The organism is Serratia sp. CY74737 (assembly GCF_052166775.1).
GTDB lineage: Bacteria > Pseudomonadota > Gammaproteobacteria > Enterobacterales > Enterobacteriaceae > Serratia > Serratia ureilytica.
On record NZ_JBJNOF010000011.1, the window covers coordinates 1 to 25,560 of the forward strand.

General features: G+C 61.3%; 26 protein-coding genes. 16 read left to right on the forward strand and 10 right to left on the reverse strand.

All coding sequences use genetic code 11. From position 1 onward, the window contains the following. A partial coding sequence (locus ACJ8PE_RS15720; RefSeq protein ID WP_442536805.1) for a DUF2813 domain-containing protein occupies positions 1 to 732 on the reverse strand: 732 nt, incomplete at its 3' end. Positions 733 to 919: 187 nt separating this feature from the next. On the opposite strand from ACJ8PE_RS15720, the gene ACJ8PE_RS15725 reads away from it, so the two are divergent. The 5 genes from ACJ8PE_RS15725 to ltaE all read left to right on the forward strand — a co-directional run bounded on the left by ACJ8PE_RS15725 (position 920) and on the right by ltaE (position 7,716). Next, positions 920 to 1,816 (forward strand): lysine exporter LysO family protein, encoded by an 897-nt coding sequence (locus ACJ8PE_RS15725; protein WP_033642544.1) that lies wholly within the window; start codon positions 920 to 922, stop codon positions 1,814 to 1,816. Between the two features lie 181 nt (positions 1,817 to 1,997). After that, entirely contained in the window at positions 1,998 to 3,647 is a 1,650-nt protein-coding gene (hcp, locus tag ACJ8PE_RS15730) for a hydroxylamine reductase (RefSeq protein WP_197761411.1), read from the forward strand. 55 nt (positions 3,648 to 3,702) lie between these two features. Next, on the forward strand, positions 3,703 to 4,704 hold the full coding sequence (hcr, locus tag ACJ8PE_RS15735; protein WP_197761410.1) for an NADH oxidoreductase: 1,002 nt from the start codon (positions 3,703 to 3,705) through the stop codon (positions 4,702 to 4,704). Positions 4,705 to 4,902: 198 nt separating this feature from the next. After that, entirely contained in the window at positions 4,903 to 6,624 is a 1,722-nt protein-coding gene (poxB, locus tag ACJ8PE_RS15740; RefSeq protein WP_129993314.1) for a ubiquinone-dependent pyruvate dehydrogenase, read from the forward strand. Positions 6,625 to 6,699: 75 nt separating this feature from the next. Next, the gene (gene ltaE, locus ACJ8PE_RS15745) at positions 6,700 to 7,716 is read left to right on the forward strand and encodes a low-specificity L-threonine aldolase (protein ID WP_197793195.1); all 1,017 of its coding nucleotides are present in this window, start codon (positions 6,700 to 6,702) and stop codon (positions 7,714 to 7,716) included. Positions 7,717 to 7,745: 29 nt separating this feature from the next. Here the strand turns inward: ltaE and ACJ8PE_RS15750 are convergent, their stop codons facing one another. Next, positions 7,746 to 8,093: a DUF1294 domain-containing protein gene (locus ACJ8PE_RS15750; protein WP_197793194.1), complete on the reverse strand. Its 348-nt coding sequence runs from the start codon at positions 8,091 to 8,093 to the stop codon at positions 7,746 to 7,748. A gap of 150 nt (positions 8,094 to 8,243) precedes the next feature. On the opposite strand from ACJ8PE_RS15750, the gene ACJ8PE_RS15755 reads away from it, so the two are divergent. Both ACJ8PE_RS15755 and ACJ8PE_RS15760 read left to right on the forward strand, forming a co-directional pair. Next, positions 8,244 to 9,683 carry a DUF2867 domain-containing protein gene (locus tag ACJ8PE_RS15755; RefSeq protein WP_197793193.1) on the forward strand — a complete coding sequence of 480 codons (1,440 nt, stop codon included), beginning with the start codon at positions 8,244 to 8,246 and terminating at the stop codon, positions 9,681 to 9,683. Positions 9,684 to 9,841: 158 nt separating this feature from the next. Next, positions 9,842 to 10,852 (forward strand): NAD-dependent epimerase/dehydratase family protein, encoded by a 1,011-nt coding sequence (locus tag ACJ8PE_RS15760; protein ID WP_442536806.1) that lies wholly within the window; start codon positions 9,842 to 9,844, stop codon positions 10,850 to 10,852. Here ACJ8PE_RS15760 and ACJ8PE_RS15765 read toward each other — a convergent pair whose 3' ends face one another. Then, positions 10,853 to 11,689, reverse strand: a complete 837-nt coding sequence (locus ACJ8PE_RS15765) for an N-acetylmuramoyl-L-alanine amidase (protein WP_197793192.1) — start codon at positions 11,687 to 11,689, stop codon at positions 10,853 to 10,855. It lies immediately after the preceding gene. Positions 11,690 to 11,876: 187 nt separating this feature from the next. On the opposite strand from ACJ8PE_RS15765, the gene ACJ8PE_RS15770 reads away from it, so the two are divergent. Next, the gene (locus ACJ8PE_RS15770) at positions 11,877 to 13,436 is read left to right on the forward strand and encodes a DUF3300 domain-containing protein (protein ID WP_197793191.1); all 1,560 of its coding nucleotides are present in this window, start codon (positions 11,877 to 11,879) and stop codon (positions 13,434 to 13,436) included. A 53-nt stretch (positions 13,437 to 13,489) separates the two neighbouring features. Here the strand turns inward: ACJ8PE_RS15770 and ACJ8PE_RS15775 are convergent, their stop codons facing one another. After that, positions 13,490 to 13,813, reverse strand: coding sequence for a heavy metal-binding domain-containing protein (locus ACJ8PE_RS15775; RefSeq protein WP_004928400.1), 324 nt, complete (start codon positions 13,811 to 13,813; stop codon positions 13,490 to 13,492). Positions 13,814 to 13,972: 159 nt separating this feature from the next. Here ACJ8PE_RS15775 and ACJ8PE_RS15780 point away from each other — a divergent pair, with 159 nt between their 5' ends. The 8 genes from ACJ8PE_RS15780 (at position 13,973) to ACJ8PE_RS15815 (ending at position 19,227) form a co-directional block, all read left to right on the forward strand. After that, positions 13,973 to 14,515: a lipoprotein gene (locus tag ACJ8PE_RS15780; RefSeq protein ID WP_033642535.1), complete on the forward strand. Its 543-nt coding sequence runs from the start codon at positions 13,973 to 13,975 to the stop codon at positions 14,513 to 14,515. Between the two features lie 264 nt (positions 14,516 to 14,779). Next, positions 14,780 to 15,508 carry an arginine ABC transporter ATP-binding protein ArtP gene (gene artP / locus ACJ8PE_RS15785; RefSeq protein ID WP_089192582.1) on the forward strand — a complete coding sequence of 243 codons (729 nt, stop codon included), beginning with the start codon at positions 14,780 to 14,782 and terminating at the stop codon, positions 15,506 to 15,508. Between the two features lie 32 nt (positions 15,509 to 15,540). After that, positions 15,541 to 16,272, forward strand: a complete 732-nt coding sequence (gene artJ, locus ACJ8PE_RS15790; RefSeq protein ID WP_033642533.1) for an arginine ABC transporter substrate-binding protein — start codon at positions 15,541 to 15,543, stop codon at positions 16,270 to 16,272. 9 nt (positions 16,273 to 16,281) lie between these two features. Beyond that, positions 16,282 to 16,998 carry an arginine ABC transporter permease ArtQ gene (gene artQ, locus ACJ8PE_RS15795; protein WP_025159684.1) on the forward strand — a complete coding sequence of 239 codons (717 nt, stop codon included), beginning with the start codon at positions 16,282 to 16,284 and terminating at the stop codon, positions 16,996 to 16,998. Further along, positions 16,998 to 17,666: an arginine ABC transporter permease ArtM gene (gene artM, locus ACJ8PE_RS15800; protein WP_033650651.1), complete on the forward strand. Its 669-nt coding sequence runs from the start codon at positions 16,998 to 17,000 to the stop codon at positions 17,664 to 17,666. The genes artQ and artM overlap by 1 nt, the downstream gene beginning before the upstream one ends. Positions 17,667 to 17,865: 199 nt before the next feature. Further along, on the forward strand, positions 17,866 to 18,600 hold the full coding sequence (gene artJ, locus ACJ8PE_RS15805; RefSeq protein ID WP_015377297.1) for an arginine ABC transporter substrate-binding protein: 735 nt from the start codon (positions 17,866 to 17,868) through the stop codon (positions 18,598 to 18,600). Positions 18,601 to 18,701: 101 nt separating this feature from the next. Next, a complete protein-coding gene (locus tag ACJ8PE_RS15810; protein ID WP_004928423.1) occupies positions 18,702 to 18,953 on the forward strand; it encodes a type II toxin-antitoxin system Phd/YefM family antitoxin in 252 nt (83 codons plus the stop codon). Further along, positions 18,943 to 19,227 (forward strand): type II toxin-antitoxin system RelE family toxin, encoded by a 285-nt coding sequence (locus ACJ8PE_RS15815; RefSeq protein WP_197761397.1) that lies wholly within the window; start codon positions 18,943 to 18,945, stop codon positions 19,225 to 19,227. The genes ACJ8PE_RS15810 and ACJ8PE_RS15815 overlap by 11 nt, the downstream gene beginning before the upstream one ends. On the opposite strand, the gene rlmC is transcribed toward ACJ8PE_RS15815, so the two are convergent. From rlmC to potF, 6 genes are all read right to left on the reverse strand, one after another. Continuing rightward, the gene (gene rlmC / locus ACJ8PE_RS15820; RefSeq protein WP_197793190.1) at positions 19,224 to 20,351 is read right to left on the reverse strand and encodes a 23S rRNA (uracil(747)-C(5))-methyltransferase RlmC; all 1,128 of its coding nucleotides are present in this window, start codon (positions 20,349 to 20,351) and stop codon (positions 19,224 to 19,226) included. The genes ACJ8PE_RS15815 and rlmC overlap by 4 nt on opposite strands. Before the next feature lie 68 nt (positions 20,352 to 20,419). Beyond that, complete coding sequence (locus ACJ8PE_RS15825; protein WP_047024958.1) at positions 20,420 to 20,899, reverse strand: YbjO family protein; 480 nt, start codon at positions 20,897 to 20,899, stop codon at positions 20,420 to 20,422. A 161-nt stretch (positions 20,900 to 21,060) separates the two neighbouring features. Beyond that, positions 21,061 to 21,906: a putrescine ABC transporter permease PotI gene (gene potI / locus ACJ8PE_RS15830; protein ID WP_042784088.1), complete on the reverse strand. Its 846-nt coding sequence runs from the start codon at positions 21,904 to 21,906 to the stop codon at positions 21,061 to 21,063. Then, a complete protein-coding gene (gene potH, locus ACJ8PE_RS15835; protein ID WP_046686755.1) occupies positions 21,903 to 22,865 on the reverse strand; it encodes a putrescine ABC transporter permease PotH in 963 nt (320 codons plus the stop codon). The genes potI and potH overlap by 4 nt, the downstream gene beginning before the upstream one ends. A 24-nt stretch (positions 22,866 to 22,889) precedes the next feature. Further along, positions 22,890 to 24,023, reverse strand: coding sequence for a putrescine ABC transporter ATP-binding subunit PotG (gene potG, locus ACJ8PE_RS15840; protein ID WP_197761394.1), 1,134 nt, complete (start codon positions 24,021 to 24,023; stop codon positions 22,890 to 22,892). Positions 24,024 to 24,143: 120 nt separating this feature from the next. Further along, positions 24,144 to 25,253, reverse strand: coding sequence for a spermidine/putrescine ABC transporter substrate-binding protein PotF (gene potF / locus ACJ8PE_RS15845; protein ID WP_033650647.1), 1,110 nt, complete (start codon positions 25,251 to 25,253; stop codon positions 24,144 to 24,146). Positions 25,254 to 25,560 lie beyond the last annotated feature (307 nt).

Consider the following 25,560-nt stretch of genomic DNA (forward strand, 5'->3'; position numbering starts at 1 on the left):
CCAGGCGTCCTGCTCCGGTTCACCGCCGCGGCGGCGCGGCCGCGCCACCTGCGAGCTCTGCTCGGCAAAGTAGTGCTCGAGCAACTGCTGCATCGCCGCCAGCCCCTGACGCAGCTCGCCGTTGGTCAGCTTCTGCGGATTGCGCACCAGCTCGCGCGTCAGCTGATCCAGCTGCTGCGCCAACGCCTGCGTATCGGGTTTGCGTTCATCGCCGAGGCTGCTGGGGCGCAGGCGGCGAATAAAGCGCGCGTCGCGCAGGCGCAAAACCGGGTGGATGCGGATGATGGCGTGGGCAAGCTGTTCGATATGGTGCAGTTGAAAGGCGTTGCCGTCGGCGTCGAGAAAACCGCGCCAGGTGCACACCGTGCCGTCATCGGCCAGCTCGCCCTCGCAGCGGTAATGAATGCGGCTTAGGCCGTCTTCCCCCTTGACCCACAGCGGCGTCAGATGGCGGTAGCGCGGCAGGTGCGCGTGGCCGATGTCTTTCTCGCAGAAGGTGAATACCACCTGCAGGTGGCGCTCTTTGGCCGCCTCCTCACCGGGGGGAAAATGGAAGTCGTGCGCTTCAAATCGATACAGTTTCTGCTCCGGCGCCAGCAGCAGCGTCAGCGCATCCAGCAGGCTGGATTTACCCCAGGCGTTTTCGCCGAGCAACAGCGTGTTGTCGTCCAGCATCAGGGACAGCCGATTAATACCGCGAAAACCTACAATTTCGATACGCTCCAAGAACATCCGCCGCCTCCCGTGCGCGCCGTCGCCTCTTCAATGAGGCGACTTTCACAGAGCATGGTCAAAAAACCCCTTGCAGGTCAAGCGGCCAGCGTCAAATCTGCCGCTTTACTCCGGCCGGGCTTTTGGTTAGCGTGTGCTCCTCGCCGCCGTTCGTCGCGCATCAAAACTCAAGGACACTCGTTGCACCATGTACTCAGGACTGTTGATTATTCTGTTACCGCTGATTGTCGGTTACCTCATTCCCTTACGCCATCGCCCGCTGCTGGTGCTGATCAACCGCCTGCTGAGCTGGATGGTGTATGTGATCCTGTTTTTCATGGGCATCAGCCTGGCGTTTATGGAGAATCTCAGCAGCAATCTGATGCTGATCTTCCAGTACAGCGCGGCGTTCTTCTTCTGCATTCTCTGCGCCAATCTGCTGTTGCTGGCGCTGTTGGAGCGGCGCATGCCGTGGCGCAGCAGCCATAAACAGGAAAAGCTGCCTTCGCGCGTGCATATGGCGCTGGAGTCGCTCAAGCTGTGCGGCGTGGTGCTCGGCGGCTTCCTGCTTGGCCTGACGCAGTGGCAATGGCTGCAGTTCGCCCATAAAGGCAGCGAATATGCGCTGATCTTCCTGCTGTTGCTGGTCGGCATTCAGCTGCGCAACAGCGGCATGACGCTGCGCCAGATCGTGCTCAACCGCCGCGGCACGCTGGTGGCGCTGGCGGTGGTCGTCGCGTCGCTGGCCGGCGGCGCGCTGGCGGCGCAGCTGCTGGGGCTGCCGGTCAAGGCCGGGCTGGCGATGGCCTCTGGCTTCGGCTGGTACTCGCTGTCCGGCATTCTGATCACCGACGCCTACGGCCCGGTGATGGGCAGCGCAGCGTTCTTCAACGATCTGGCGCGCGAGCTGGTGGCGATCATGCTGATCCCGACGCTGGTGCGCCGCAGCCGCTCCACCGCCCTCGGCCTGTGCGGCGCCACATCGATGGACTTCACCCTGCCGGTGCTGCAGCGCAGCGGCGGACTGGACATGGTGCCGCCCGCCATCGTGCACGGCTTCCTGCTGAGCCTGCTGGCGCCGGTGCTGATCGCCCTGTTCTCCTGATCCTTTCCCCTTGGGGGCTACCCGGCCCCCAAAGCGTAATCATTCCCATCTGCACGGCAAAATTGCGCTAAATCAAACTTGCCCGCAGTAGTCGCACAAAAGCCTTTTGCAACCCCGAACGCCGATCTATGCTTTTAAACAAGCATTATAAATGCAACTTTAAAAATAAAAGGAAGCGACTATGTTCTGTGTGCAATGTGAACAAACCATTCGAACCCCGGCAGGCAACGGCTGCGCGTATTCTCAGGGCATGTGCGGCAAAACGGCGGAAACCTCCGATCTGCAGGATCTGCTGGTGGCGGCGCTGCAGGGCCTCTCCGCCTGGGCGCTGCAGGCGCGTTCGCTGGGCATCGTCGACCACGAAATCGACAGCTTCGCCCCGCGCGCCTTCTTCTCCACCCTGACCAACGTCAACTTCGATTCCCAGCGCATCATCGGCTACGCGCGGGAAACCCTGCTGCTGCGCGACTCGCTGGCCGCCCGTTGCCGGCTGCTGGATGCCGGCGTGCGCGTCGATCACCCGATGGCGGCGCTGCAGCTGGCCGGCGACGCTATGCCTGCGCTGCTGCAGCAGGCGGCGCAGTTTGCCCTCGACAGCGACAAGGCCGAGGTCGGCGACGACGTACACGGTTTGCGCCTGCTGTGTCTGTATGGCCTGAAAGGTGCGGCGGCCTATATGGAACACGCGCACGTGCTCGGCCAGTTCGACGAACAGCTCTATGCCGACTACCACGCTTTCATGGCCTGGCTCGGCACCCGGCCGCGCGACGTCGATACCCTGCTGAACAACGCCATGGGCATCGGCAAGATGAACTTCAACGTGATGGCGATCCTCGATCGCGGTGAGACCCAGGCCTACGGCGATCCGCAGCCCAGCGCAGTCAACGTGCGCCCGGTGGCCGGGAAAGCCATTCTGATTTCCGGCCACGATCTCAAAGATCTGCGCATGCTGCTCGAGCAAACCGAAGGGCAAAACGTCAACGTCTACACCCACGGTGAAATGCTGCCGGCGCACGGCTATCCGGAACTGAAAAAATTCAAACATCTGGTGGGCAACTACGGCAGCGGTTGGCAGAACCAGCAGACGGAATTCGCCAAATTCCCCGGCCCGATCGTGATGACCTCCAACTGCATCATCGATCCGAACGTCGGCAACTACGGCGATCGTATCTGGACCCGCAGCATCGTCGGCTGGCCGGGCGTCAACCATCTGGAAGGCGACGACTTCGGCGCCGTGATCCGTCAGGCGCAGGGCATGAACGGCTTCCCTTACACCGAGATCGAGCACCTGATCACCGTCGGCTTCGGCCGCCAGACGCTGCTGAACGCCGCCGACACGGTCATCGACCTGGTGTCGCAGAAAAAACTGCGCCACGTCTTCCTGGTGGGCGGCTGCGACGGCAGCCGCGACGAGCGCAGCTACTTCACCGACTTCGCCCGTAGCGTGCCGCAAGACTGCCTGATCATGACGCTGGCCTGCGGCAAATACCGTTTCAACAAGCTGGACTTCGGCACGCTGGAAGGGCTGCCGCGCCTGCTGGACGTCGGCCAGTGCAACGACGCTTACTCCGCCATCATGCTGGCGGTCAAGCTGGCGGATACGCTCGGCTGCAGCGTCAACGAGCTGCCGCTCAGCCTGGTGCTGTCGTGGTTTGAACAGAAGGCGATCGTCATTCTGCTGACGCTGCTGTCGCTGGGGGTGAAAAACATCGTCACCGGCCCGACCGCACCCGGCTTCCTGACCGACAACCTGATGGCGATCCTCAACGAGAAATTCGGCCTGCGTCCGATCACCACCGTCGAGCAGGATATCGCAGCGCTGCTCGCCTGATGCCGTTACGTTATGGGGCCGCCTGCGCCGGCCCCTTTGCTTTTTGAGGTGCCCGATGACTCAACCCACTCCGCTTTGCCCGAACCGCATGCAGGTGCATTCCATCCGGCGTGAAACCGCCGACGTCTGGACGCTGAACCTGATCTGCGACGTTTTCTATCCTTATCAGGCCGGCCAGTTCGCGCTGGTCAGCATTCGCAACAGCGAGGAGACGCTGCGCGCCTATACGCTCTCCTCCTCGCCTGGCCAGAGCCGCTTTCTCAGCATCAGCGTGCGCTGCCTGCCGGACGGCGTCGGATCGCGCTGGCTGACGCAAGAGGTCAAGCCCGGCAACACGCTGTGGCTGTCCGACGCGCAGGGCGAATTCTGCTGCGAGCGCCACCCGGCCGATCGTTATCTGATGCTGGCGGCCGGCTGCGGCGTGACGCCGATCGTCTCGATGTGCCGCTGGCTGACCGCCAACCGTCCAACCTGCGATATCGCCGCGATCGTTAACGTGCGCACGCCCGCCGACACGATTTTCGCCGATCAGTGGCGCGCGCTGTGCGCCGCCCATCCGCAGCTGCGCCTGACGCTGATGGCCGAGCAGGATCTGCAGCCCGGCTACCTCAGCGGCCGCATCGATGAACAGACGCTGCGGCAGGCGGCGCCGGATATCGCCGAACGCACGGTGTTGACCTGCGGCCCCGCGCCCTACATGGATCAGGTGGAGCAACTTTGTCGCCGGCTCGGCGTGCCGGCCGAGCGTTTCCATAAGGAGCAGTTCCACACGCCGACGGCGCAGGCCGATGCCACCGAAGGGCTGACGCTGCGCGCCGCCCGCCCGCTGCGCGAATTCCGCGTGCCGGTCGGCAGCACCCTGCTGGCAGCGATGGAGGCCAATGCCCTGCCGGTCAACGCCGCCTGCCGCGCCGGAGTATGCGGTTCGTGCAAAACCCGCATCCTCGAGGGCGACTACACCACCACCAGCACCATGACGTTGAGCGAGGAAGAGGTAGCGCAGGGCTACGTGCTGGCCTGCAGTTGCCAGCTGCAGGGCGATGTCACCCTGGCGTGATCCCTGGCCCCATCGCCGCGATGGGGCATTTATCGGCAAGTTCCCCGTGGCCAGCCCGGTTACACTTTTCCCCGTCCTACGCTCTTTACTCTTCCTGACCGCATCTCGTCCACAGCCGGTAAGCTATGCTTGCAGTTGTTCTGCTGCCACTCACCGGATCGAGTCCACATCGTTTTTCAAACCATGTTTGGGGGAACCATGAAGCAAACCGTAGCCACACTGATCGCCAAAACGCTGGATCAAGCCGGCGTAAAACGCATTTGGGGCGTGACCGGCGATTCGCTCAACGGCCTGAGCGACAGCCTGCACCGCATGGGCACCATCGAATGGCTGGGCACCCGCCATGAAGAGGTGGCCGCCTTCGCCGCCGGCGCCGAAGCCCAGCTCACCGGCCAGCTGGCGGTGTGCGCCGGTTCCTGCGGCCCCGGCAACCTGCACCTGATCAACGGGCTGTTCGACTGCCATCGCAACCATGTGCCGGTGCTGGCGATCGCCGCACACATTCCTTCCAGCGAAATCGGCAGCGGCTACTTCCAGGAAACGCATCCGCAGGAGCTGTTCCGCGAATGCAGCCACTATTGCGAGCTGGTTTCCAACCCGGAACAGCTGCCGCGCGTGCTGGAGATCGCCATGCGCAAGGCGATCCTCAACCGCGGCGTGTCGGTGGTGGTCTTGCCGGGCGACGTGGCGCTGCGCATGGCGCCGGAAGACGCGACCCTGACCTGGCATACCCCGGCGCTGCCGCTGGTGCAGCCGCCGATGAGCGAGCTGAACAAGCTGGCGGAGACGCTGAACAAGGCGAAGAACATCACCCTGATGTGCGGCAGCGGCTGCGCTGGCGCGCACGATGAAGTGGTCAAGCTGGCCGAACTGCTGCAGGCGCCGGTGGTCCACGCGCTGCGCGGCAAGGAGCATATCGAATGGGATAACCCCTACAGCGTCGGCATGACCGGGCTGATCGGCTTCTCCTCCGGCTATCACGCGATGATGAACGCCGACACGCTGGTGCTGCTCGGCACCCAGTTCCCCTACCGCGCGTTCTACCCCACCAACGCCAACATCATTCAAATCGACATCAACCCCGGCAGCATCGGCGCGCACTGCCCGGTCAACATGGCGCTGGTGGGCGATATCCACACCACCCTCACCGCCCTGCTACCGCAGCTGGAGCCGAAGCGCGATCGGGCGTTCCTCGACAAGGCGCTGGAGCATTACCGCAACGCGCGCAAGGATCTCGACGGGCTGGCGACCGCTGGCGACGACCAACCGATCCACCCGCAGTATCTGGCGCAGCAGCTCAGCCACTATGCCAGCGACGACGCCATCTTCACCTGCGACGTCGGCACGCCGACGGTGTGGGCCGCCCGCTACGTGAAAATGAACGGCAAGCGCCGCCTGCTCGGTTCGTTCAACCACGGTTCGATGGCCAACGCCATGCCGCAGGCGATCGGCGCTCAGGCCACCGCGCCGGATAAACAGGTGATCGCCATGTGCGGCGACGGCGGCTTCACCATGCTGATGGGGGATTTCCTGTCGCTGGCGCAGCTCAAGCTGCCGGTGAAAATCGTGGTGTTCAACAACAGCGTGCTGGGGTTCGTGGCGATGGAGATGAAGGCCGGCGGCTACCTGACCGACGGCACCGATCTGCATAATCCGGACTTCGCGGCGATCGCCAACGCCGCCGGCATCAAGGGCATCCGCGTGGAAAAAGCCTCCGATCTGGACGGCGCGCTGCAGGAGATGTTGGCGCACCCCGGCCCGGCGCTGCTGGACGTGGTCACCGCCAAGCAAGAACTGGCGATGCCGCCGCAGATCAAGTTCGAACAGGCGAAAGGCTTCAGCCTGTATATGCTGCGCGCCATCATCAACGGCCGCGGCGACGAAGTAGTCGAGCTGGCAAAAACCAACTGGCTGCGCTAAGCAAGCTGCCCCGGCGAAATAAAGGGTATATGATGCCATGTACCCTTTTCCTCTCCCTTATATTCCAGGAACCCTATGCTTATCGATCTACGCAGCGACACCGTCACCCGCCCCAGCGCCGCCATGCGCCAGGCGATGGCTCAGGCAGAAGTCGGCGACGACGTCTACGGCGATGATCCGACGGTCAACGCGCTGGAGGCGGAAGCGGTGCGTCTGTCGGGCAAAGAAGCGGCGCTGTTTCTGCCCAGCGGTACCCAGGCCAACCTGGTGGCGCTGCTGAGCCACTGCCAGCGCGGCGATGAATATCTGGTCGGCCAGCAGGCGCACAACTACAAATACGAAGCCGGCGGCGCAGCGGTGCTGGGCAGCATCCAGCCGCAGCCGATCGAGGCCGACGCCGACGGCACGCTGCCGCTGGACAAGCTCGCCGCCGCCATCAAACCCGACGATATCCACTTCGCCCGCACCCGGCTGTTGAGCCTGGAAAACACCATCAGCGGCAGAGTCTTGCCGCAGGACTACCTGCAGCAGGCGTGGCAGTTTACCCGCGAGCGGCAGTTGGCGCTGCATATCGACGGCGCGCGCATCTTCAACGCCGTCGTGGCGCTGAACCTGCCGCTAAAAGAGATCGTGCAATACTGCGACACCTTCACCATTTGCCTGTCGAAAGGGTTGGGCGCGCCGGTCGGCTCGCTGCTGTGCGGCAGCGAGGCTTTCATCCAACGCGCGCTGCGCTGGCGCAAGATGACCGGCGGGGGGCTGCGCCAGGCCGGCATTTTGGCGGCGGCCGGCCTCTACGCGCTGGAGCATAACGTCGCGCGGCTGCGCGAAGACCATGACAACGCGGTCTGGCTGGAGCAACAGCTGCGGCAGATCGGCGTAGAGATCGCCGATCCCGGCGCGCAGACCAACGTGCTGTACCTGCGCCAAACGCCGGCGCTGGCGGCCAAACTCGGCCCGTGGATGCGCGAACGCGGCGTGCTAATCAGCAGCGGCCCGCTGACGCGCATTCTGACCCACCTCGACGTCAGCCGTCAGGATCTGCAGCGGGTGGTCGAACTGTGGCGGGAGTTTCTTCAGCAGCACGCCTGATCGCTCGGGGCGCAGACCGCGCACCGCACTCAGAAGATCCAGCGGCCGTAAACCCAGTACCACAGCCCCAGCACCGCCGCCAGATTGAGCGCCACGCTGAGGATGAACCAGGTTTTAAACGGCTGCTTCTGGGTTTTGTGGCGAAACAGCTGCTGCGCCGCCAGTGCGCCCAACCACCCGCCCAGCGCGCCGAACAGCAACAGCGTCGTCTCCGGCACCCGTCGCCATCCCTTGCGCGCCGCCAGCTTATCGCCGCCGTAGATCAGAAACGTCAGCAGGTTGGCCGACAGCAGCCACATCCACACCGGATGCGGCGAGAACAGGCTGGCGATCAGCGCCAGGCCCAGCAGGGCGTAACAAATCACATTGAGTTTCATGGCATTCGGTTTTTCGTGCGATAAGGGGCGCGTAGTGTGAACTCGCGCCGCGGCGGATGCAACCGGCTTATACCCATACAAAAAGTGCATTTAAACCCTGAATTTGGCATCCTGTCGTTCTGCCAATCCTCTACCGCACAAGGCGGCCCGATGATACCCCAACGCGTACTGGTTCTTGGAGCCAGCGGCTATATAGGCCAGAACCTGATCCCGCACCTGATCGAACAGGGGCACCAGATTACCGCCGCCGCGCGGCGCATCGAGTGGCTGCAGGAGCAGAACTGGCCGCAGGTCAACTGCCTGTATGTCGATCTGTACCGCCCGGAAACCCTGAGCGCGGCGCTGTGGGAAATCGATACACTTTACTATCTGGTGCACGCAATGGGCGACGGCGACGACTTTATCGAGAAGGAACGCCAGGCGGCGGAAAACCTGCGCGACGCGCTGCGCAATGCCGGCGTCAAGCAGGTGATCTTTCTCGGCGCGCTGCAGCCGAACGACGACAGTTCGCCACACCTGGCGGCGCGCCGCCTGACCGGCGAGATCTTGCGCCAGAGCGGCGTGCCGGTGACCGAGCTGCGCGCCGGCATCATCGTCGGCCCCGGATCGGCGGCGTTCGAAGTGATGCGCGACATGGTCTATAACCTGCCGGTGCTGACGCCGCCGCGCTGGGTGCGCTCGAAGTCCTCGCCGGTGGCGCTGGAGAACCTGCTGGTTTATCTGGCCGATCTGCTGGCGCACCCTGCGGAGGAACACCGCATCTTTGACGTCGCCGGGCCGGAATACCTCAGCTATCAGGACATGTTCCAACGCTTTATCGCCATCAGCGGCAAGCGGCGCTGGCTGATCCCGATCCCCTTACCGACACGGCTGATTTCAGTGTGGTTCATCAGCCTTATCACCTCGGTGCCGACGCCGATCGCGCGCGCGCTGATCCAGGGCCTGAAACACGATCTGCCCGCCGACGGCAAACCGTTGCAGGCCCTGATCCCGCAACGTCTGCACACCTTTGATCAAGCGGTCACCGCCACGCTGCAGCGCGAACTGGAAGTTGTCGACTCCGCCGACTGGGGCTACGATCCGGCGGCGCGGGCCCGCTGGCGCCCCGGCTACGGCTATTACCCGAAACAGGCGGGGTGTTCGCTCGACACCGCCGCTTCCAGCCAGGCGCTGTGGCAAACGGTGCAGCAGTTGGGGGGCGAGGAAGGCTATTTCTACGCCAATATCCTGTGGCGGATCCGCGCCCGCATGGACGACATGATCGGCAACGGCGTGGTCTATGGCCGCCCGGCGCGCGTGGCCCTGTCGCTGGGCGACGAGATCGACGGCTGGAAAGTCATCACGCTGAAGCCGCTGCGGCAGCTGGCGCTGCTGTTCGGCATGAAGGCGCCGGGGCTGGGGCGGCTGAGCTTCACCATTACCGATCGCGGCGATCGCCGCACGCTGGACGTGCGCGCCTGGTGGCATCCGGCCGGCTTCAGCGGGCTGCTGTATTGGTTCGCCATGATGCCCGCGCATCTGTTCATTTTTCGCGGCATGGCGAAGCGCATCGCGACGCTGGCCGAGAACCTGGACCGCCAACAGCGCTGAATGCCGTTCATTTGTCGATCAACCGCACAGTTTGCCGCTGTGCTTCGGGGCTTTCCGATTGCATAGCGCACGAAATCACGGAAGAATGGCATCTTATTTGCTGGGAGCGCCGCAAGCGCCCGCCGGTATTCCGATTTTGGGTGAGAATAGAGTCCGTTATGAAGGTATTGGTCACCGGTGCAACCAGTGGGTTAGGCCGTAACGCCGTTGAATATCTGCGCCGCCAGGGCATCAAAGTGCGCGCCACCGGTCGTAACCAGGCGATGGGCTGCCTGCTGGAAAAAATGGGCGCGGAGTTCATTCATGCCGATCTCACCAACCTGATCTCTTCGCAGGCCAAAGCGATGCTGGCGGACGTCGATGTGCTGTGGCACTGCTCCAGCTTTACCTCGCCCTGGGGCACCGAAGAAGCCTTCGAACTGGCCAACGTCCGCGCCACCCGCCGCCTCGGCGAATGGGCGGCGGCCTATGGCGTGGCGCAGTTCATTCACATCTCTTCCCCGGCGATCTATTTCGACTACCACCATCACCGCAACGTAACCGAAGACTTTCGCCCGCAGCGTTACGCCAACGAGTTCGCGCGCAGCAAGGCCGCCGGCGAGCAGGTGATCCAGCAATTGGCGCTGTCCAATCCGCAGACCCATTTCACCATTTTGCGCCCGCAGGGCCTGTTCGGGCCGCACGACAAGGTGATGCTGCCGCGGTTGCTGCAGATGATCAAACGCTACGGCAACCTGCTGCTGCCCCGCGGCGGCGCGGCGATGGTGGACATGACCTATCTGGAGAATGCGGTGCACGCCATGTGGCTGGCGACGCTAAAAGAAGACACGCCGTCCGGCCGCGCCTACAGCATCACCAACCAGCAGCCGCGCCCGCTTCGCACCGTGGTGCAGCAGCTGATCGACGATTTGGGCATGAAGTGCCGCATCCGCTCCGTCCCCTATCCGATGCTCGACATGATGGCGCGCGGCATGGAGCGCCTGGGCAGCAAAAGCGAAAAGGAGCCGGTGCTGACCCATTACGGCGTCGCCAAACTCAACTTCGATCTCACGCTCGATACCACCCGCGCGCAGCAAGAGCTGGGCTATCAGCCGATCGTCTCGCTGGAAGAAGGTATCGCGCGCACCGCCCGCTGGCTGAAAGATCACGGCAAACTGCACGGCCTGTAATCAACGCCACGCGCCGTACTTCAACAGCAGCGCATCGATAATCGCCTCACTCTCTGCATCCGGCTCGCCGCGAACATCGTCGGGCCGGAAATGCATCTGAAACGCCGCCAGCACATTGCGCTGCTGCCGCGCATCCCACGACGGGTCGATCGCGTAGCCGTAACGCGCCAGCTTTTCGAGCAGCGGCGCCAGCGGCACCGGCGCCTGTCTGTCTCGCCCCGCCAGCAGCCGCTGCACGTCTGCCTCGTCCGGCCATGCGCCGATGCCGGCCTGCGCCAGTTGCCGCCAGGGGAACAGCGGGCCGGGATCCTGTTTGCGCTGCGGCGCGATGTCGCTGTGCCCCACCACGTCCTGCGGCTGAATGCCATAGCGTTGGATAATGTCGCGGCTCAGCGGAATCAACACGGCGATCTGTTCCGCCGTGTAGGGCTGCCAGTGGGTGAACAGCATGTTACGGGTGAAACCCTTGTTGACGATTTCAATGCCGATCGAAGTGTCGTTGAGATTGCTGCGCCCGCGCCAGCCGCTGGCGCCGGCATGCCAGGCGCGCATCGCCTCCGGCACCAACCGGTACACCGTCGGTTTGCCGTGTTCGCGCTGCGGGTGCGCCGGCAACAGGTAGTGTGCGCTGACATGTTCATCGGTCAGCGTTTTCAGTGATGAATGAAAGTCTTCCGCCGTGTAGTGCATCACCAGAAACCGAATGCGCTGATCGGCGCCCTGCGCCTGATGCAAGGTTTCGAGCTGGTAAGCGCCACGATCGACGAGCGTGTCCTGCTGCGGATTTTGGCATCCCGCCAACAGCGCGGCGGCGATGATCCCTGGCCAAATTTTCACTTATCCTCCTGATTGACGTCCGTGAAAGATGTAACGCGACGCGATTGACCTGTATCCAATCATCACGCTCATCGAGAAATAATGACAGATAGCGCCGATGTGCAAGCGAGTGTTGCTCCCGGCTGGCGGCCTTTCCCGCCCATGATAGTCTCAAAGTATCATCTGCGCTGAAAGAGCGGAGTCGAACATGTTAACGCCACGCTATCTGTCCTGGTTGCTCTGTGCCGCCATGCTGCCGCTCAGCGGCTGCGATCGGCAAAAAGTCGCCGATGCGATGGGCGGGAGCGCCCCGCCCTCGGCCGCGCCCGTCACGAGTGACAGCGCGCCGGCCTATACGCCGCTGAGCGCCGATCAACTGTACCAGTTGGTCAGCCCGGTGGCGCTGTTCCCCGACAAGCTGCTGGCGCAGGTGTTGGCCGGCGCGGGCTATCCTGACCAAATCAGCGCCGCGGATGCCTGGCTGGCGCAAAACCGCGGCTTGCAACCGGCGGCGCTCAGCTCAGCGGCCGACGCTCAGCCCTGGGATCCCAGCGTGCGCGGCCTGGTGCATTTCCCCGACGTGCTCGATCAAATGGCGAAAAACATCCCCTGGACCACCGCCCTGGGCAGCGCCTACCTGAACGATCCCACCGACGTGATGAACGCCATTCAGGTGATGCGTCAACGGGCGGCCAGCCAAGGCACGCTGAAAAACACCCCGCAGCAGCGCATCGTCGTGGCGCCGACGACGCGTTATGTCGAACAGCAGCCCAATCGCCAGCGCGTGGTGGCGGCGCCGGGCGAGACCATCGTTATCGAACCCAGCCAGCCGGATACGGTTTACGTCCCGCATTACGATCCCTGGCAAGCCTACGGCACGCCGGTCCCGGCCTATCCGAGCTATCAGTATCAGCCCTCGGGCTACAGCGGCGGCGACATGCTGGCGGCCGGCGTGATCAGCTTCGGCGTCGGCATCGCGGTGGCTACCTTGCTTAACCAGCACGACAGCGGCTGGCACAACTGGGATATGCGCTGGGACGATCGCCGCCAGCCGGTGGTCTACCGCAATGCGCCCTATGTCTCACACTCCACCACCGTGGTGAATCGCGTCACCAACATCAACCAATATAACAACGTGAACACTGTGAATCGCAGCAGCACCAGCACGGTGAACAACTACAATACCGCCGCCGCGCCGTCGCCCCGCGTCACTCAACCGACGTCCATCGGCGCGCCGCAACAGCCGCACGTCGCGCCTGCGGCCCACGCACCGATGACGTTGCCGAACTTTGCGCATACCCAGCCGGTGGCGCCTCACGTACAGCAGCCGGTAGCGGCCGTCCCGCACGTGCGACAGCCGGTCATCGCGCCTCATGCACAGCAGCCGATGAGCACGCCGACGTTCACGCATGCCGTTCCGACGGCACCTCACCCGCAGCAGCCGACAGCCGTACATTCAGCGCCGCTACAGACGCATCCGATGCCGGCCGCTGCGCCGGTGCATCCAGCCGTCGCGCGCCCGCAGGTTCTGCAGGCCCCGCACGTCGCTCAGCCGGTGATCCGCGAACCGGCAGCGCCGCAGCATCCGGCGGCGATAAGCCCGATGCCGGCGCCGCAACAGCGCATCATGCCGCATGCGGCCCCGGCCCCGGCGCCGGCGCCGCAGCGCCATCAGACGTCCGTTCAGCCGATGCCGCATCGCCAGGAGCCGGTGCCCACGAAGCCGCAGGAACACCGCCCAATCGTCGAGCAGCACAAGGTGGGATAAATCAAGAGGATGTCGCCCCGGCGGAATGGCCGGGGCGAAAAGAAAGCATGGCGTTAGCGGCTCACTTTCACCGCGGTGCCGCTGACGGTCACCATCAGCATGCTGCCGTCTTTGCCAACGGTTTCATAATCGATATCAATGCCGACCACCGCGTTGGCGCCCAGCTCTTTCGCCTGGTCTTCCAGCTCTTCGAATGCGATCAGGCGCGCCTTGCGCAGCTCTTTCTCATAAGCGCCCGAGCGGCCGCCGACGATATCGCGCACGCCGGCGAAGAAATCACGAAAAATGTTGGCGCCGAGGATCGCTTCGCCGGTGACGACGCCGCAGTATTCGGTGATGGTAAACCCTTCCAGGGTCGGGGTAGTTGAAAGCTGCATCAGAACTCCTTGCTTGATTAATTCAACGTATCTATGACCAGAAGATTGGCATTATGTTCGCTTAATCAATGGCACGCAGTACGAATGCAAGGCCAAAAAACGCATTTATACTGTAAGCTATCGGTCTTCATGGTAGAGACTTTCACATAAGGTAATAAGATGAAAACAAAAACGATTGCGGCTGTTTTACCCTTAGCGCTGTTGCTGAGTGCCTGTACCACGGTGGAACCGGCATACAAGGATATCGGCACCCGCAGCGGCAGCTGTGTGGAAGGCGGCCCGGATACGGTCGCGCAAAAGTTCTATGACCTGCGCATCCAGCAAGGTTCCAGCCTGCCGGACAGCAACCGCCTGGCGCAGCTGCAGCCTTATCTGAGCAAAGTGCTGTATCAGGATCTGGTCAGCGCCGCTCAAAATCCGGGCAAGCATCAGATAACCGGCGATCTGTTCTCCGGCAACGCGCAAGGGCCAAGCAGCGCGTCCGTCGCCAGCGCCTCGACCATTCCCAACACCGATGCGAAGAACATCCCGCTGCGCGTTGACTTGAGCTACCAGAAAGACGCCAACAGTACCGTGAACTGGCAAGACGAAGTGCTGATGGTGCGCGAAGGCACCTGCTGGGTGGTTGATGATATTCGCTACCTGAATGTTCCAGCGCACGCCACCAACGGCAGCGTGCGTCAGGTGCTGGAAAACCGATAACCCGCACTCCCCGGCCGACGCGGGCCCGCCGCGTCGGTCGTTCCCGTCTCCCCTTGCGCCGCTCAGATTTCGTCCGATAGAAAAAATTTCGCTACCGATCTCACAGCCTGCACCACAAATCCCCTCCCTCGGCCTGAGTCGCGGTATCTTGTGCTAATCTTTTACTGTCCCGCCGCACACTCATAAATTTTAACGCACAAAGATTGCATAAGTATTCTGTGGAAGTTAACATTTGCGGCATCAATGTCTATTCAATTCTGGCGCATGAGTATTCAACTTAACGGTATCAATTGCTATTACGGCGCTCACCAGGCGCTGTTTGACATCACGCTGGAATGTCCAGCCGGGGAAACCCTGGTGCTGCTTGGCCCAAGCGGCGCCGGGAAAAGTTCATTGCTGCGGGTGCTGAACCTGCTGGAAATGCCGCGTTCGGGTCAGCTAAAGATCGCCGGCAACCAATTCGATTTCAAGCAGGCGCCGGGCGAAAAAGCCATTCGCGAACTGCGGCAAAATGTCGGCATGGTCTTCCAGCAATACAACCTGTGGCCTCACCTCACCGTGGTCCAGAACCTGATCGAAGCGCCTTGCCGCGTACTGGGTCTGACCAAGGCTCAGGCGATGGAGCGCGCCGACAAGCTGCTCAAGCGTCTGCGCCTGACCGACTTCGCCGATCGCTTTCCGCTGCACCTTTCCGGCGGCCAGCAGCAGCGCGTAGCGATCGCTCGCGCCCTGATGATGGAGCCGCAGGTGCTGCTGTTCGATGAACCGACCGCGGCGCTGGATCCGGAAATCACCGCCCAGATCGTCAGCATCATTCGCGAACTGGCCGGCACCGGCATCACTCAGGTGATCGTCACCCACGAAGTGGAAGTGGCGCGCAAGACCGCCAGCCGCGTGGTGTACATGGAAAACGGCCATGTGGTGGAGCAAGGCGACAGCAGCCACTTCACGCAGCCGCGGACCACCGAGTTTGCCAACTACTTATCACACTAACAATTAACTTGCTGTAATTTGGGGAGTTTGCGATGAAAAAACTAATAATCGCCGCCGTTCTGGCCGGCATCAGCGTTTCCGCCTCCGCAGCCGAAACCATCCGTTTCGCTACCGAAGCCTCCTATCCTCCATTTGAATTTATTGACGCCGGCAACAAAATTCAGGGTTTTGATGTCGATCTGGCCAACGCGCTGTGCAAAGAGATGCAGGCCGAGTGCACCTTCACCAATCAGGCGTTCGACAGCCTGATCCCAAGCCTGAAGTTCAAGCGTTTCGATGCGGTCATGGCCGGTATGGACATTACGCCGGAACGTGAAAAGCAGGTGTTGTTCACCAAGCCGTACTACGATAACTCGGCGCTGTTCATCGCGCAGAAAGGCAAAATCGCCGACGTGGCGGCGCTGAAAGGCAAGAAAGTCGGCGTGCAAAACGGCACCACTCACCAAAAATACCTGACCGACAAGCACCCGGAAATCACCACCGTGCCTTACGACAGCTACCAAAACGCCATTTTGGATCTGAAGAACGGCCGCGTTGATGCGGTGTTCGGCGATACCGCGGTGGTCAACGAGTGGCTGAAGCAGAATGACGCGCTGGCGACAGTGGGCGCCAAAGTAACGGATAAAGACTACTTCGGCACCGGCCTCGGCATCGCGGTACGCCAGAAAAATACCGATCTGCAGGGCAAATTCAACGCCGCCCTGGACAAGATCAAGCAGGATGGGACCTATGAAACCATCTACAAAAAATGGTTCCAGCAGTAATACGCCCCGATGAATGAATTACAACCTTTAGCAAGCGCCGCCGGCATGACCGTCGGCCTTGCCGTTTGCGCCCTGATCCTCGGGCTGATTCTGGCGATGCTGTTCGCCGTATGGGAATCGTCCCGCTGGAAAGCCGTCAGCTGGCTCGGCACCGCCTGGGTGACCGTGCTGCGCGGCCTGCCGGAAATCCTGGTGGTGCTGTTTATCTATTTCGGCTCGTCGCAGCTGCTGCTGATGCTCTCCGACGGCTTTACCCTTAACCTCGGTCTGTTTCAGTTGCCGATTCAGCTGGCGATCGACAATTTCGAAGTCAGCCCGTTCCTGTGCGGGGTGATCGCCCTGGCCTTGCTCTATTCCGCCTACGCCTCGCAGACGCTGCGCGGCGCGCTCAAAGCGGTGCCGCAGGGGCAGTGGGAATCCGGCCAGGCGCTGGGTCTCGGCAAAGCGGCGATCTTCTTTCGCCTGATTATGCCGCAGATGTGGCGCCATGCCCTGCCCGGCCTCGGCAATCAGTGGCTGGTGCTGCTGAAAGACACCGCGCTGGTGTCGCTGATCAGCGTGAACGATCTGATGTTGCAAACCAAAAGCATCGCCACCCGCACCCAGGAACCCTTTACCTGGTACGTGATCGCGGCGGCCATCTATCTGCTGGTGACGCTGTTCAGCCAATACGTCATCAAGCGCATTGAACTGCGCGCCACGCGGTTTGAGCGGGGGCCGGTCTGATGATTGAATATTTACCGGAAATCCTCAAAGGGCTGCATACCAGCCTGACGCTAACCGTCGCCGCGCTGCTGGTCGCGCTGCTGCTGTCGCTGCTGCTGACGGTGATCCTGACGCTGAAAACGCCGGTTCTGACGCCGCTGGTCAAGGCCTATGTGACGCTGTTCACCGGCACGCCGCTGCTGGTGCAGATCTTCCTGATCTACTACGGCCCCGGTCAGTTTCCGGCGATCCGCGACTACCCGTGGCTGTGGAACCTGCTGTCGCAGCCCTGGCTGTGCGCGATGATTGCGCTGGCGCTGAATAGCGCGGCCTATACCACGCAGCTGTTCTACGGCGCGGTGCGCGCCATCCCCGCCGGACAATGGCAGTCGTGCGAAGCGCTGGGCATGTCGCGCCGGCAGACGCTGCGCATTCTGCTGCCGTTCGCCTTCAAGCGCGCGCTGTCATCTTACTCCAACGAAGTGGTGCTGGTGTTCAAAAGCACGTCGCTGGCCTACACCATCACGCTGATGGAAGTGATGGGTTATAGCCAGCTGATGTACGGCCGCACCTACGACGTGATGGTGTTCGGCGCCGCAGGTCTGGTGTACCTGTGCGTCAACGGCCTGCTGACGCTGCTGATGCGGCTGGTGGAGCGCCGCGCGTTGGCGTTTGAGCGCCGCAACTGAAGCCATCCCCCTCTCCAGCCCCGCCATTGCGCGGGGCTTTTTTTATCCCCATTGCAATATTTAATCATTTATATTGCATTTTAATTCACTCAGTGGCAGGGTTATCAGCAGGTGTCCTCGTAAAAACCTCTGGCGATTACCAGTAAAAACAAACGATAGCGAAATAATCACTTTCAGGATCCAGACAGGAGCTCTACGCATGAAAAAACTGTTGCTTGCCGCGACGATGTTGGCCGGAATGACCTTTAACGCCACCGCGGCCGAGACTATCCGCTTCGCCGCCTCCGCCACCTATCCGCCGTTCGAATCGCTGGACGCCAACAATCAGATCGTCGGCTTCGATATCGACTTGGCCAACGCGTTGTGCAAACAGATGCAGGCGCAGTGCACTTTCACCAACCAGGCGTTCGACAGCCTGATCGCCGCGCTGAAATTCAAAAAATACGATGCGGTGATTTCCGGTATGGATATCACGCCGGAGCGCAGCAAACAGGTCGCCTTCACCCAACCTTACTATGCCAACTCGGCGATTGTGATCGCGCAAAAAGGCAAGTTCAGCTCGCTGGCGGATCTGAAAGGCAAAAAGCTCGGCATGGAAAACGGCACCACCCACCAGAAATATATGCAGGACAAGCACCCGGAGATTAACACCGTCTCTTACGACAGCTACCAGAACGCTATTCTGGAGCTGAAAAACGGCCGTATCGACGGCGTGTTCGGCGATACCGCCGTAGTGAACGAGTGGCTCAAAACCAACCCGCAGCTGGCGCCGGTCGGCGAACATATCACCGATGCGCAATACTTCGGCACCGGCCTCGGCATCGCGGTGCGTCCGGACAATCAGGCGCTGCTGGCCAAGCTGAACGCCGCGCTGGACGCCATCAAGGCCGACGGCACCTACAAGGCCATCAACGACAAATGGTTCCCGCAGTAAGTCCGCATGTGGAGTCGCCATCCTTCGGCGGCTCCATCCGATTGCCACCCCATTCGGTTAGTGCTAAATTTGATACTGAATTTAGCATCAAGGATAACATCATGACGGTTCAACCCATTCTTGCCGACTCGGCTGTCAGCATCAGCGATTTTAAGAAATCGCCCAACGCCGCCCTTAAAGAGGCACAAGGGCAACCGGTCGCCGTCCTGACCAACGGTAAGATTTCGGGATATTACGTCTCTCCGGAAACCTGGGAGGCGATCGCGGAATACCTGGAAGATATCGAACTCGCTGAAATCGTTCGTTCACGGATGAACGGCAAACGCATTAAGGTCAATTTGGATGACTTATAAGCTTGAATTCGAAGAACATGCGCTGAAGGAATTTAAAAAACTGTCCCCGGTGATCCGGGAACAGTTCAAAAAAAAGCTGGCATCGGTGCTGGTTAATCCCCACGTCCCCGCCAACAAACTCGCCGGTTTGCCCGATTGCTACAAAATCAAACTCAGAGCCTCAGGCTTTCGTTTGGTATATCGCGTCATGGAAACGGAGATCGTGATTCTGGTCCTGTCTGTGGGCAAACGCGAACGTTCAGCGGCTTACACCGCTGCCAAAAAGCGCCTTTAACGCCGCACCAACAGCGTCAACACTTCGTAGTGCGCGGTATGCGGGAACATGTCGAACAGCTGCACCCGTGCGATGCGGTATCCCGGCAACATCTCGATATCTTTCGCCATGCTCTCGGCGTTGCAGCTGGAATACAGAATGTAATCCGGCGCCATCCGGCTCAAATAATCGCACAGCGCCTGGCCGATGCCGCGGCGCGGCGGGTTGACCAACACCAGCTGCGGCACCTGCCCTTCGGCGGTGGCGAAGCGGGTGGAATCGAGCGCCTGAAAATCGACCTGCAGCAACCCCAATCGCTGCGCCGACTGGCGCGCGCAGGCGATCGCTTCCGCACTGATTTCGATGCCGGTCAGGCGAGTTTGCGGCTGCGCGCAGTGCAGGCCGAAACCGCCGACGCCGCAAAACAGATCCCACATGCTGTCGATACCCAGCGCGCGCACCCAGTCGCGGGCGGTGGCATACAGATCGGCGGCCACCTGCGGGTTGGTTTGGAAGAAGCTTTGCGGGCGGATGAACAGCGGCACCTGATTGAACTGTTCCTCGAGCGCCTGCTGATCGGTCAGCGCGATCTCGCGCTCCCCTTCCATGATCGCCATATGCACCGGCTGAATATTGGCGGAGATCACCTTGAGCTGCGGCAGCTGCTGCTGCAGCCACGGCAGCGCGGCGCGCAGCTGCGCCAGCTTGGTTTCCGAGCGCAGCACGAAGCGCAGCATCACGCCGCCGTCGAGCGTGCTTTCGGTCAGCAGCAGGTATTTCAGCTCGCCGCGTTTGCGCGCCACGTTATACGGCGTCAGGCCGGCGCGGGCGATGAAGCTTTTCAGCACCGCAAACATCGGCGCAAAGCCGGCGGGATACAGCGGGCAGTCGCTCAGATCGACCGGCGTGCCGTCGCGGTGCAGCATGCCGAGCAGCGGGCGCTCCACGCTGCCGCTGACCACCATCTTGGCTTTATTGCGAAATGCGCTCAGCTCCCCCGCCGCCGGCTGCAGCCACTGCGCGACGTCGCGCCCGGCCAGCAGCGATTGCAGGTGATGCTGTTTGTCGGCCAGCTGCTGCGGATAGGGCTTTTCCAGCCACTGACAGGAACGGCAGGTGCCCGCCGTATACAAAGCGCAATGCATGAAGATACCGTGAAGTTCAGGATGACGAATTAAGGGCGCAGAGTTTACCACTCCGCGCGCCTAAAATCTCACTTGCGCGCGGTGAAGAAGCGGCGGCTGGCGGTGGGGACGAACAGCAGCGCCAGGATCACCGCGTCGGGGATCTTTTGCAGGATCAGAACGTGCAGGATTTGGCCGCTGGTTTCCCCTTCCACGGTGAATACCTCGGGGAAGACGCTGCCGATGGTGGCCAGCAGCAGGTAAAGCACCACGATGCACTGACAGGCCACGTAGCCCCAGCGCCCCCAGTTGCGGCCGCGCATCACCGCAAAACCGCAGCTGATTTGCAGGCACAGCAGCATCAGCCCGGCCAGAAAGATAAAGGTGGAATCCCACGCCTGCGCGCTGGTGCTGACAAACTCCTTCGCGCCGTCGACGCCCAGCTCGCCCAGCAGCAGCACCACGCTGATACACTTGATCGCCACCATGGCGGTGCCCGCCACCATCACCGGTACCGGCGCATCCGAAGTCGATCTTATTCCCTGCCCGCTTTTCAGCATGTCTGACATATCCGTGTTCCGCTACGACGCGCCACTGCCCCTACGCCTTTCACATTGCCGCGTTGTTGGCGGCAGTGTGAAATTCATTGGAGCCATTCAAATGGCGCATGTAAAGTCAGGTAGTTAGTTGCAATACTTATTGATTGCAAAAATAGCAGGTTTGTTACGATTCAGCTACGGGCCGCCCGCTGCAATTCACGCGATCGTTGTTTTTCCGAGCGCGCCATAAACCACCAGGCGATCAGGCCGAGAATGCCCACCACCAGCAGGATCAGGCTGGCCAGCGCGTTAATTTCCGGATTCACCCCCATGCGCACGCTGGAGAACACCAGCATCGGCAATGTGGTGGCGCCTGGGCCGGAGACGAAACTGGCGATCACCAGATCGTCCAGCGACAGGGTAAACGCCAGCATCCAGCCGGAGATCAGCGCCGGCGCAATCATCGGCAAGGTGATGACGAAAAACACCTTCAGCGGCGGCGCCCCCAGGTCCATCGCCGCCTCTTCAATTGAGCGATCCACCTCGCGCAGGCGCGAACTGATCACCACCGCCACATAAGCGGTACAGAAGGTGACATGCGCCAGCCAAATGGTGAACATGCCGCGTTCCGACGGCCAACCGAAGGCGTGCCCCATCGCCACGAACAGCAGCAGCAACGACAGGCCGGTGATCACGTCCGGCATCACCAGCGGCGCGGTCAGCATAAACGCGAAACCGGTCGAGCCGCGAAAACGGCCGAAACGCACCATCACCACCGCCGCGATGGCGCCCAGCACCACCGCGGCGGTGGCGGCGGCGGCGGCGATGGTCAGGCTGAGCCCCACCGCGCTAATCATCGCCGAATCGTGGAACAGTTCGCTATACCAGCGCGTGGACCAGCCGGCCCACACCGTCACCAGCTTGGAGCTGTTGAAGGAGTAAATCACCAGCATCAACATCGGCGCATACAGGAAGGTAAAGCCGACAGTCAGGATGGCGATGCGCCACGGTGAACGCACTACCGGCAAGTTGTTCATGCCTGGCCTCCCATTTCCTTGTTCTGGTGCTTGTGGAACCACAATATTGGCACGATCAGCAACAGCAGCATGATGGTGGCAACCGCCGAGGCCACCGGCCAGTCGCGGTTATTGAAGAACTCCTGCCACAGCACGCGGCCGATCATGATGCTGTCCGGCCCGCCGAGCAGCTCCGGGATCACGAACTCCCCCACCGCCGGAATGAACACCAGCATCGAGCCGGCGATGATGCCGCCGCGCGTCAGCGGCACGATCACGCTGAAAAAGGTTTTCAGCGGCCGGGCGCCCAGATCCAGCGACGCCTCCACCAGCGAGTAATCCAGCCGGATCAGCGCCGTGTAGATCGGCAACACCATAAACGGCAGATAGGAATAGACGATGCCGATATACACCGCCAGGTTGGTGTGCAGGATCACCAGCGGCTGGTCGATCACCCCTAACCACATCAGAAAGTTGTTCAGCGTGCCGTTGTTTTTCAGAATGCCCATCCAGGCATAGACGCGGATCAGGAACGAGGTCCAGGAAGGCAGGATCACCAACAACAGCAGGATGTTGCGGGTCGACGCCTTGCTGTGGGCCACCGCCCAGGCCAGCGGATAGCCGATGATCAGGCAACACAGCGTCGAAATCGCCGCCACGCGCAGCGACTGCAGATAGGCGTCGATATACAGCGGATCGTCGGTCAGCTGCAGGTAGTTGGCGAAGTTGAGCGCGATGTTCAGTTTGCCGTCCACCCAGCTCATCAGCTCGGTGTAGGGCGGCACCGCCATCGCCAACTCCGCCAGGCTGATCTTGAACACGATCAGGAAAGGCAGCATAAACAGCAGCGTCAGCCATAAATACGGCAGCGCGATCACCAGCTTGCGGCCATGGGCCATCAGCAGGCGATGGAACAGCGCCCTGAGGGCGCCGGGCGCTTTGGCCGGCGGTTCCGGCGCGCGTTCAGAAAGCAGGGTCATACGGGTTACTCCTCACCGGATCCACTACACCGTCAACACGACGCAGCTGTCGGTTTCCCAACATAGACGCACTTCATCGCCCCAGGTGGGCATCCCCTTGCGGAAACGATGGCCGTTTTGCAGCTGGGCGCTGATGATCTGCCCGCTGTGCAGCTTCACGTGGTAGATGGACAGATCGCCCAGATAGGAAATGTGCGCCACTTCCCCCACCGCGAAGTTGCAGCCGTCTTCCGGCACTTGTTCGCACAGCAGGATCTTTTCCGGCCGCAGCGCAACCTGGATCGGCACGCCGTCCACCACCGAGGCGTCCGGATCCACTTTGATCGCATGGCGCAGCCCCGGACTTTGCAGGATCAGCGCATCGTCGTGGCGCTCTTGCAGCACGCAGTCGAAGACGTTGACCGAACCGATAAATTCGGCGCTGAAGCGGCTGTTCGGATGCTCGTAGATCTCTTCCGGCTCGCCGATCTGCACGAACTTGCCGCGGTTCATGATGGCGATGCGCCCCGCCATGGTCATCGCTTCTTCCTGATCGTGCGTCACCATCACGCAGGTCACGCCGACGCGCTCGAGAATGTCGGTCACTTCCAGCTGCATGCGGTCGCGCAACTTCTTGTCCAGCGCGCCCATGGGTTCATCCAGCAGCAGCAGCTTCGGCCGCTTGGCCAGGCTGCGCGCCAGCGCCACCCGCTGCCGTTGGCCGCCGGAAAGCTGGTGCGGTTTGCGCTTGGCGTACTCCTGCATGTGCACCAGCGCCAGCATTTCCTCCACCCGTTCGGCGATCTCCGCCCGCGGCATTTTGTCCTGCTTAAGGCCAAACGCGATGTTCTGCTCCACGGTCATGTGCGGGAACAGCGCGTACGACTGAAACATCATATTGATCGGCCGCTGGTACGGCGGCACATGCGACATATCCTGCCCGTCGAGCACGATCTGCCCTTCCGTCGGCGGTTCAAAACCGGCCAGCATGCGCAGCAAGGTGGACTTGCCGCAGCCGGACGGGCCAAGCAGCGCAAAGATCTCCCCCTTATAGATGGTGAGGCTGACGTCTTCGACCGCATTCTGCCCGTCGAAGGTTTTGGTGAGGTTACGGATTTCCAGCAGAGGGGTGAAAACCTTCTGCGACTTGGCTTGAGGACGAGGAATAGCGTCGTTCAATCGGGGTGCTCTCCGGCGTAAAGCGGCACAAAACCACGGCGAGCGCCGTGGCCCAAAACGGCAATGCAGGCGGGGAACACCCGCCTGCCGGTTTACCGACGATGGGGGGCTCCCCCATCATCACTTCCCGCTTTTAACTTTAGTCCATGCGCGGGTAATGACACGGTCCAGCTTCGGCGACTGCACGTTGAGCGTGAACAGCTTGGCGCGCAAATCGGCCGGCGGATAGACGTTCGGGTTATCGCGCACTTCGGCGTTCACCAGCGGCGTGGAGTCTTTCACCGCATTGGCGTAGTAAATGTGGTTACTGATGTCCGCCATCACGTCCGGCTTCAGCAGGAAGTTCAGGAACTGGTAGGCGGCGTCCTTGCTTTTGGCGTCCGCCGGCATGGCGAACATGTCAAAGTAGGTCAGCGCCCCCTCTTTCGGGATCGCATAGGCCACATTCACGCCGTTCTTCGCCTCTTTGGCGCGGTTGGCCGCCTGCATCACGTCGCCGGACCAGCCGATCGCCACGCAGATGTCACCGTTCGCCAGATCGTTGATGTACTGAGAAGAGTGGAAATAGCGGATGTTCGGCCGCAGCTTCAGCAGCAGATCGTTGGCCGCGCCGGTGTAGTCCGCCGCGTTGGTGCTGTTGGGATCTTTACCCAGATAATGCAGCACGGTAGCGTAGACCTCGCTCGGCGCATCGAGGAAGGAGACGCCGCAGCTCTTGAGCTTCTCCAGGTTTTCCGGCTTGAAGATCAGATCCCAGCTGTTGACCGGCGCGTCTTTGCCCAGCACCGCCTTCACCTTGTCGACGTTATAGCCGATGCCGGTGGTCACCATCATGTAAGGGATGCCGTATTTGTTGTCTTTGTCGTTATGCGCCACCAGCTTCAGCATCTCGGGATCGAGATTTTTGTAGTTGGGGATCTTGCTCTTGTCGAGCGGCTCGAAAATGCCGGCCTGCGACTGACGCTCGAGGAAGTTGGATGAAGGGACTACCAAATCGTAACCGGTGCTGCCCGCCATCAGTTTGCCTTCCAACACTTCGTTGGAGTCAAAGACGTCGTACACCACTTTGATACCGGTTTCTTTCTGGAATTTGGCCAGGGTATCCGGCGCGATATAGTCGGACCAGTTATACACGTGCAGCGTTTTCTCTTCGGCTGACGCCGTGACGGACGCGGCCATCAACAGACCGGCAACCACACCCGATAACCACTTTTTACGTTGGGTGACCATCCGTAACTTCCTCCAAAACAGGGTAAATCATAGAATTGAACTTGTATCTGCAGCGATACAAAACCTTTCCTGATTGAGCGCAATCGTTGCAACCGCGAAATGAATGGCTATGCATATGATTGCATGCGCCTTTTTGCACTGCCCTGCTCGCGTGGTTACAAGGGAAATCGCAAGCCCTTTGCAGAATCAGCAGCATAGCCGCTGCCATCGCAACCCGCCAGCCCCCAGGGTAAAAAACGCCATTTATCGATTTTTTATGCAATTTTTCTCTATGTGATACGGCATTAACGGCTTAAAAGCCGAGAAA

What these genes read in the sequence shown, in the direction of transcription:
- ACJ8PE_RS15750 (WP_197793194.1), bottom strand. Translation starts at nt 8,093, where the DNA reads ATGAAACTCAATGTGATTTGTTACGCCCTGCTGGGCCTGGCGCTGATC.
- ltaE (WP_197793195.1), top strand. Translation starts at nt 6,700, where the DNA reads ATGCTTATCGATCTACGCAGCGACACCGTCACCCGCCCCAGCGCCGCC.
- hcr (WP_197761410.1), top strand. Translation starts at nt 3,703, where the DNA reads ATGACTCAACCCACTCCGCTTTGCCCGAACCGCATGCAGGTGCATTCC.
- ACJ8PE_RS15755 (WP_197793193.1), top strand. Translation starts at nt 8,244, where the DNA reads ATGATACCCCAACGCGTACTGGTTCTTGGAGCCAGCGGCTATATAGGC.
- potH (WP_046686755.1), bottom strand. Translation starts at nt 22,865, where the DNA reads ATGACCCTGCTTTCTGAACGCGCGCCGGAACCGCCGGCCAAAGCGCCC.
- artQ (WP_025159684.1), top strand. Translation starts at nt 16,282, where the DNA reads ATGAATGAATTACAACCTTTAGCAAGCGCCGCCGGCATGACCGTCGGC.
- rlmC (WP_197793190.1), bottom strand. Translation starts at nt 20,351, where the DNA reads ATGCATTGCGCTTTGTATACGGCGGGCACCTGCCGTTCCTGTCAGTGG.
- artM (WP_033650651.1), top strand. Translation starts at nt 16,998, where the DNA reads ATGATTGAATATTTACCGGAAATCCTCAAAGGGCTGCATACCAGCCTG.
- artJ (WP_033642533.1), top strand. Translation starts at nt 15,541, where the DNA reads ATGAAAAAACTAATAATCGCCGCCGTTCTGGCCGGCATCAGCGTTTCC.
- ACJ8PE_RS15780 (WP_033642535.1), top strand. Translation starts at nt 13,973, where the DNA reads ATGAAAACAAAAACGATTGCGGCTGTTTTACCCTTAGCGCTGTTGCTG.
- ACJ8PE_RS15725 (WP_033642544.1), top strand. Translation starts at nt 920, where the DNA reads ATGTACTCAGGACTGTTGATTATTCTGTTACCGCTGATTGTCGGTTAC.
- ACJ8PE_RS15760 (WP_442536806.1), top strand. Translation starts at nt 9,842, where the DNA reads ATGAAGGTATTGGTCACCGGTGCAACCAGTGGGTTAGGCCGTAACGCC.
- potI (WP_042784088.1), bottom strand. Translation starts at nt 21,906, where the DNA reads ATGAACAACTTGCCGGTAGTGCGTTCACCGTGGCGCATCGCCATCCTG.
- poxB (WP_129993314.1), top strand. Translation starts at nt 4,903, where the DNA reads ATGAAGCAAACCGTAGCCACACTGATCGCCAAAACGCTGGATCAAGCC.
- ACJ8PE_RS15825 (WP_047024958.1), bottom strand. Translation starts at nt 20,899, where the DNA reads ATGTCAGACATGCTGAAAAGCGGGCAGGGAATAAGATCGACTTCGGAT.
- ACJ8PE_RS15815 (WP_197761397.1), top strand. Translation starts at nt 18,943, where the DNA reads ATGACTTATAAGCTTGAATTCGAAGAACATGCGCTGAAGGAATTTAAA.
- artP (WP_089192582.1), top strand. Translation starts at nt 14,780, where the DNA reads ATGAGTATTCAACTTAACGGTATCAATTGCTATTACGGCGCTCACCAG.
- artJ (WP_015377297.1), top strand. Translation starts at nt 17,866, where the DNA reads ATGAAAAAACTGTTGCTTGCCGCGACGATGTTGGCCGGAATGACCTTT.
- potF (WP_033650647.1), bottom strand. Translation starts at nt 25,253, where the DNA reads ATGGTCACCCAACGTAAAAAGTGGTTATCGGGTGTGGTTGCCGGTCTG.
- hcp (WP_197761411.1), top strand. Translation starts at nt 1,998, where the DNA reads ATGTTCTGTGTGCAATGTGAACAAACCATTCGAACCCCGGCAGGCAAC.
- ACJ8PE_RS15810 (WP_004928423.1), top strand. Translation starts at nt 18,702, where the DNA reads ATGACGGTTCAACCCATTCTTGCCGACTCGGCTGTCAGCATCAGCGAT.
- ACJ8PE_RS15770 (WP_197793191.1), top strand. Translation starts at nt 11,877, where the DNA reads ATGTTAACGCCACGCTATCTGTCCTGGTTGCTCTGTGCCGCCATGCTG.
- ACJ8PE_RS15775 (WP_004928400.1), bottom strand. Translation starts at nt 13,813, where the DNA reads ATGCAGCTTTCAACTACCCCGACCCTGGAAGGGTTTACCATCACCGAA.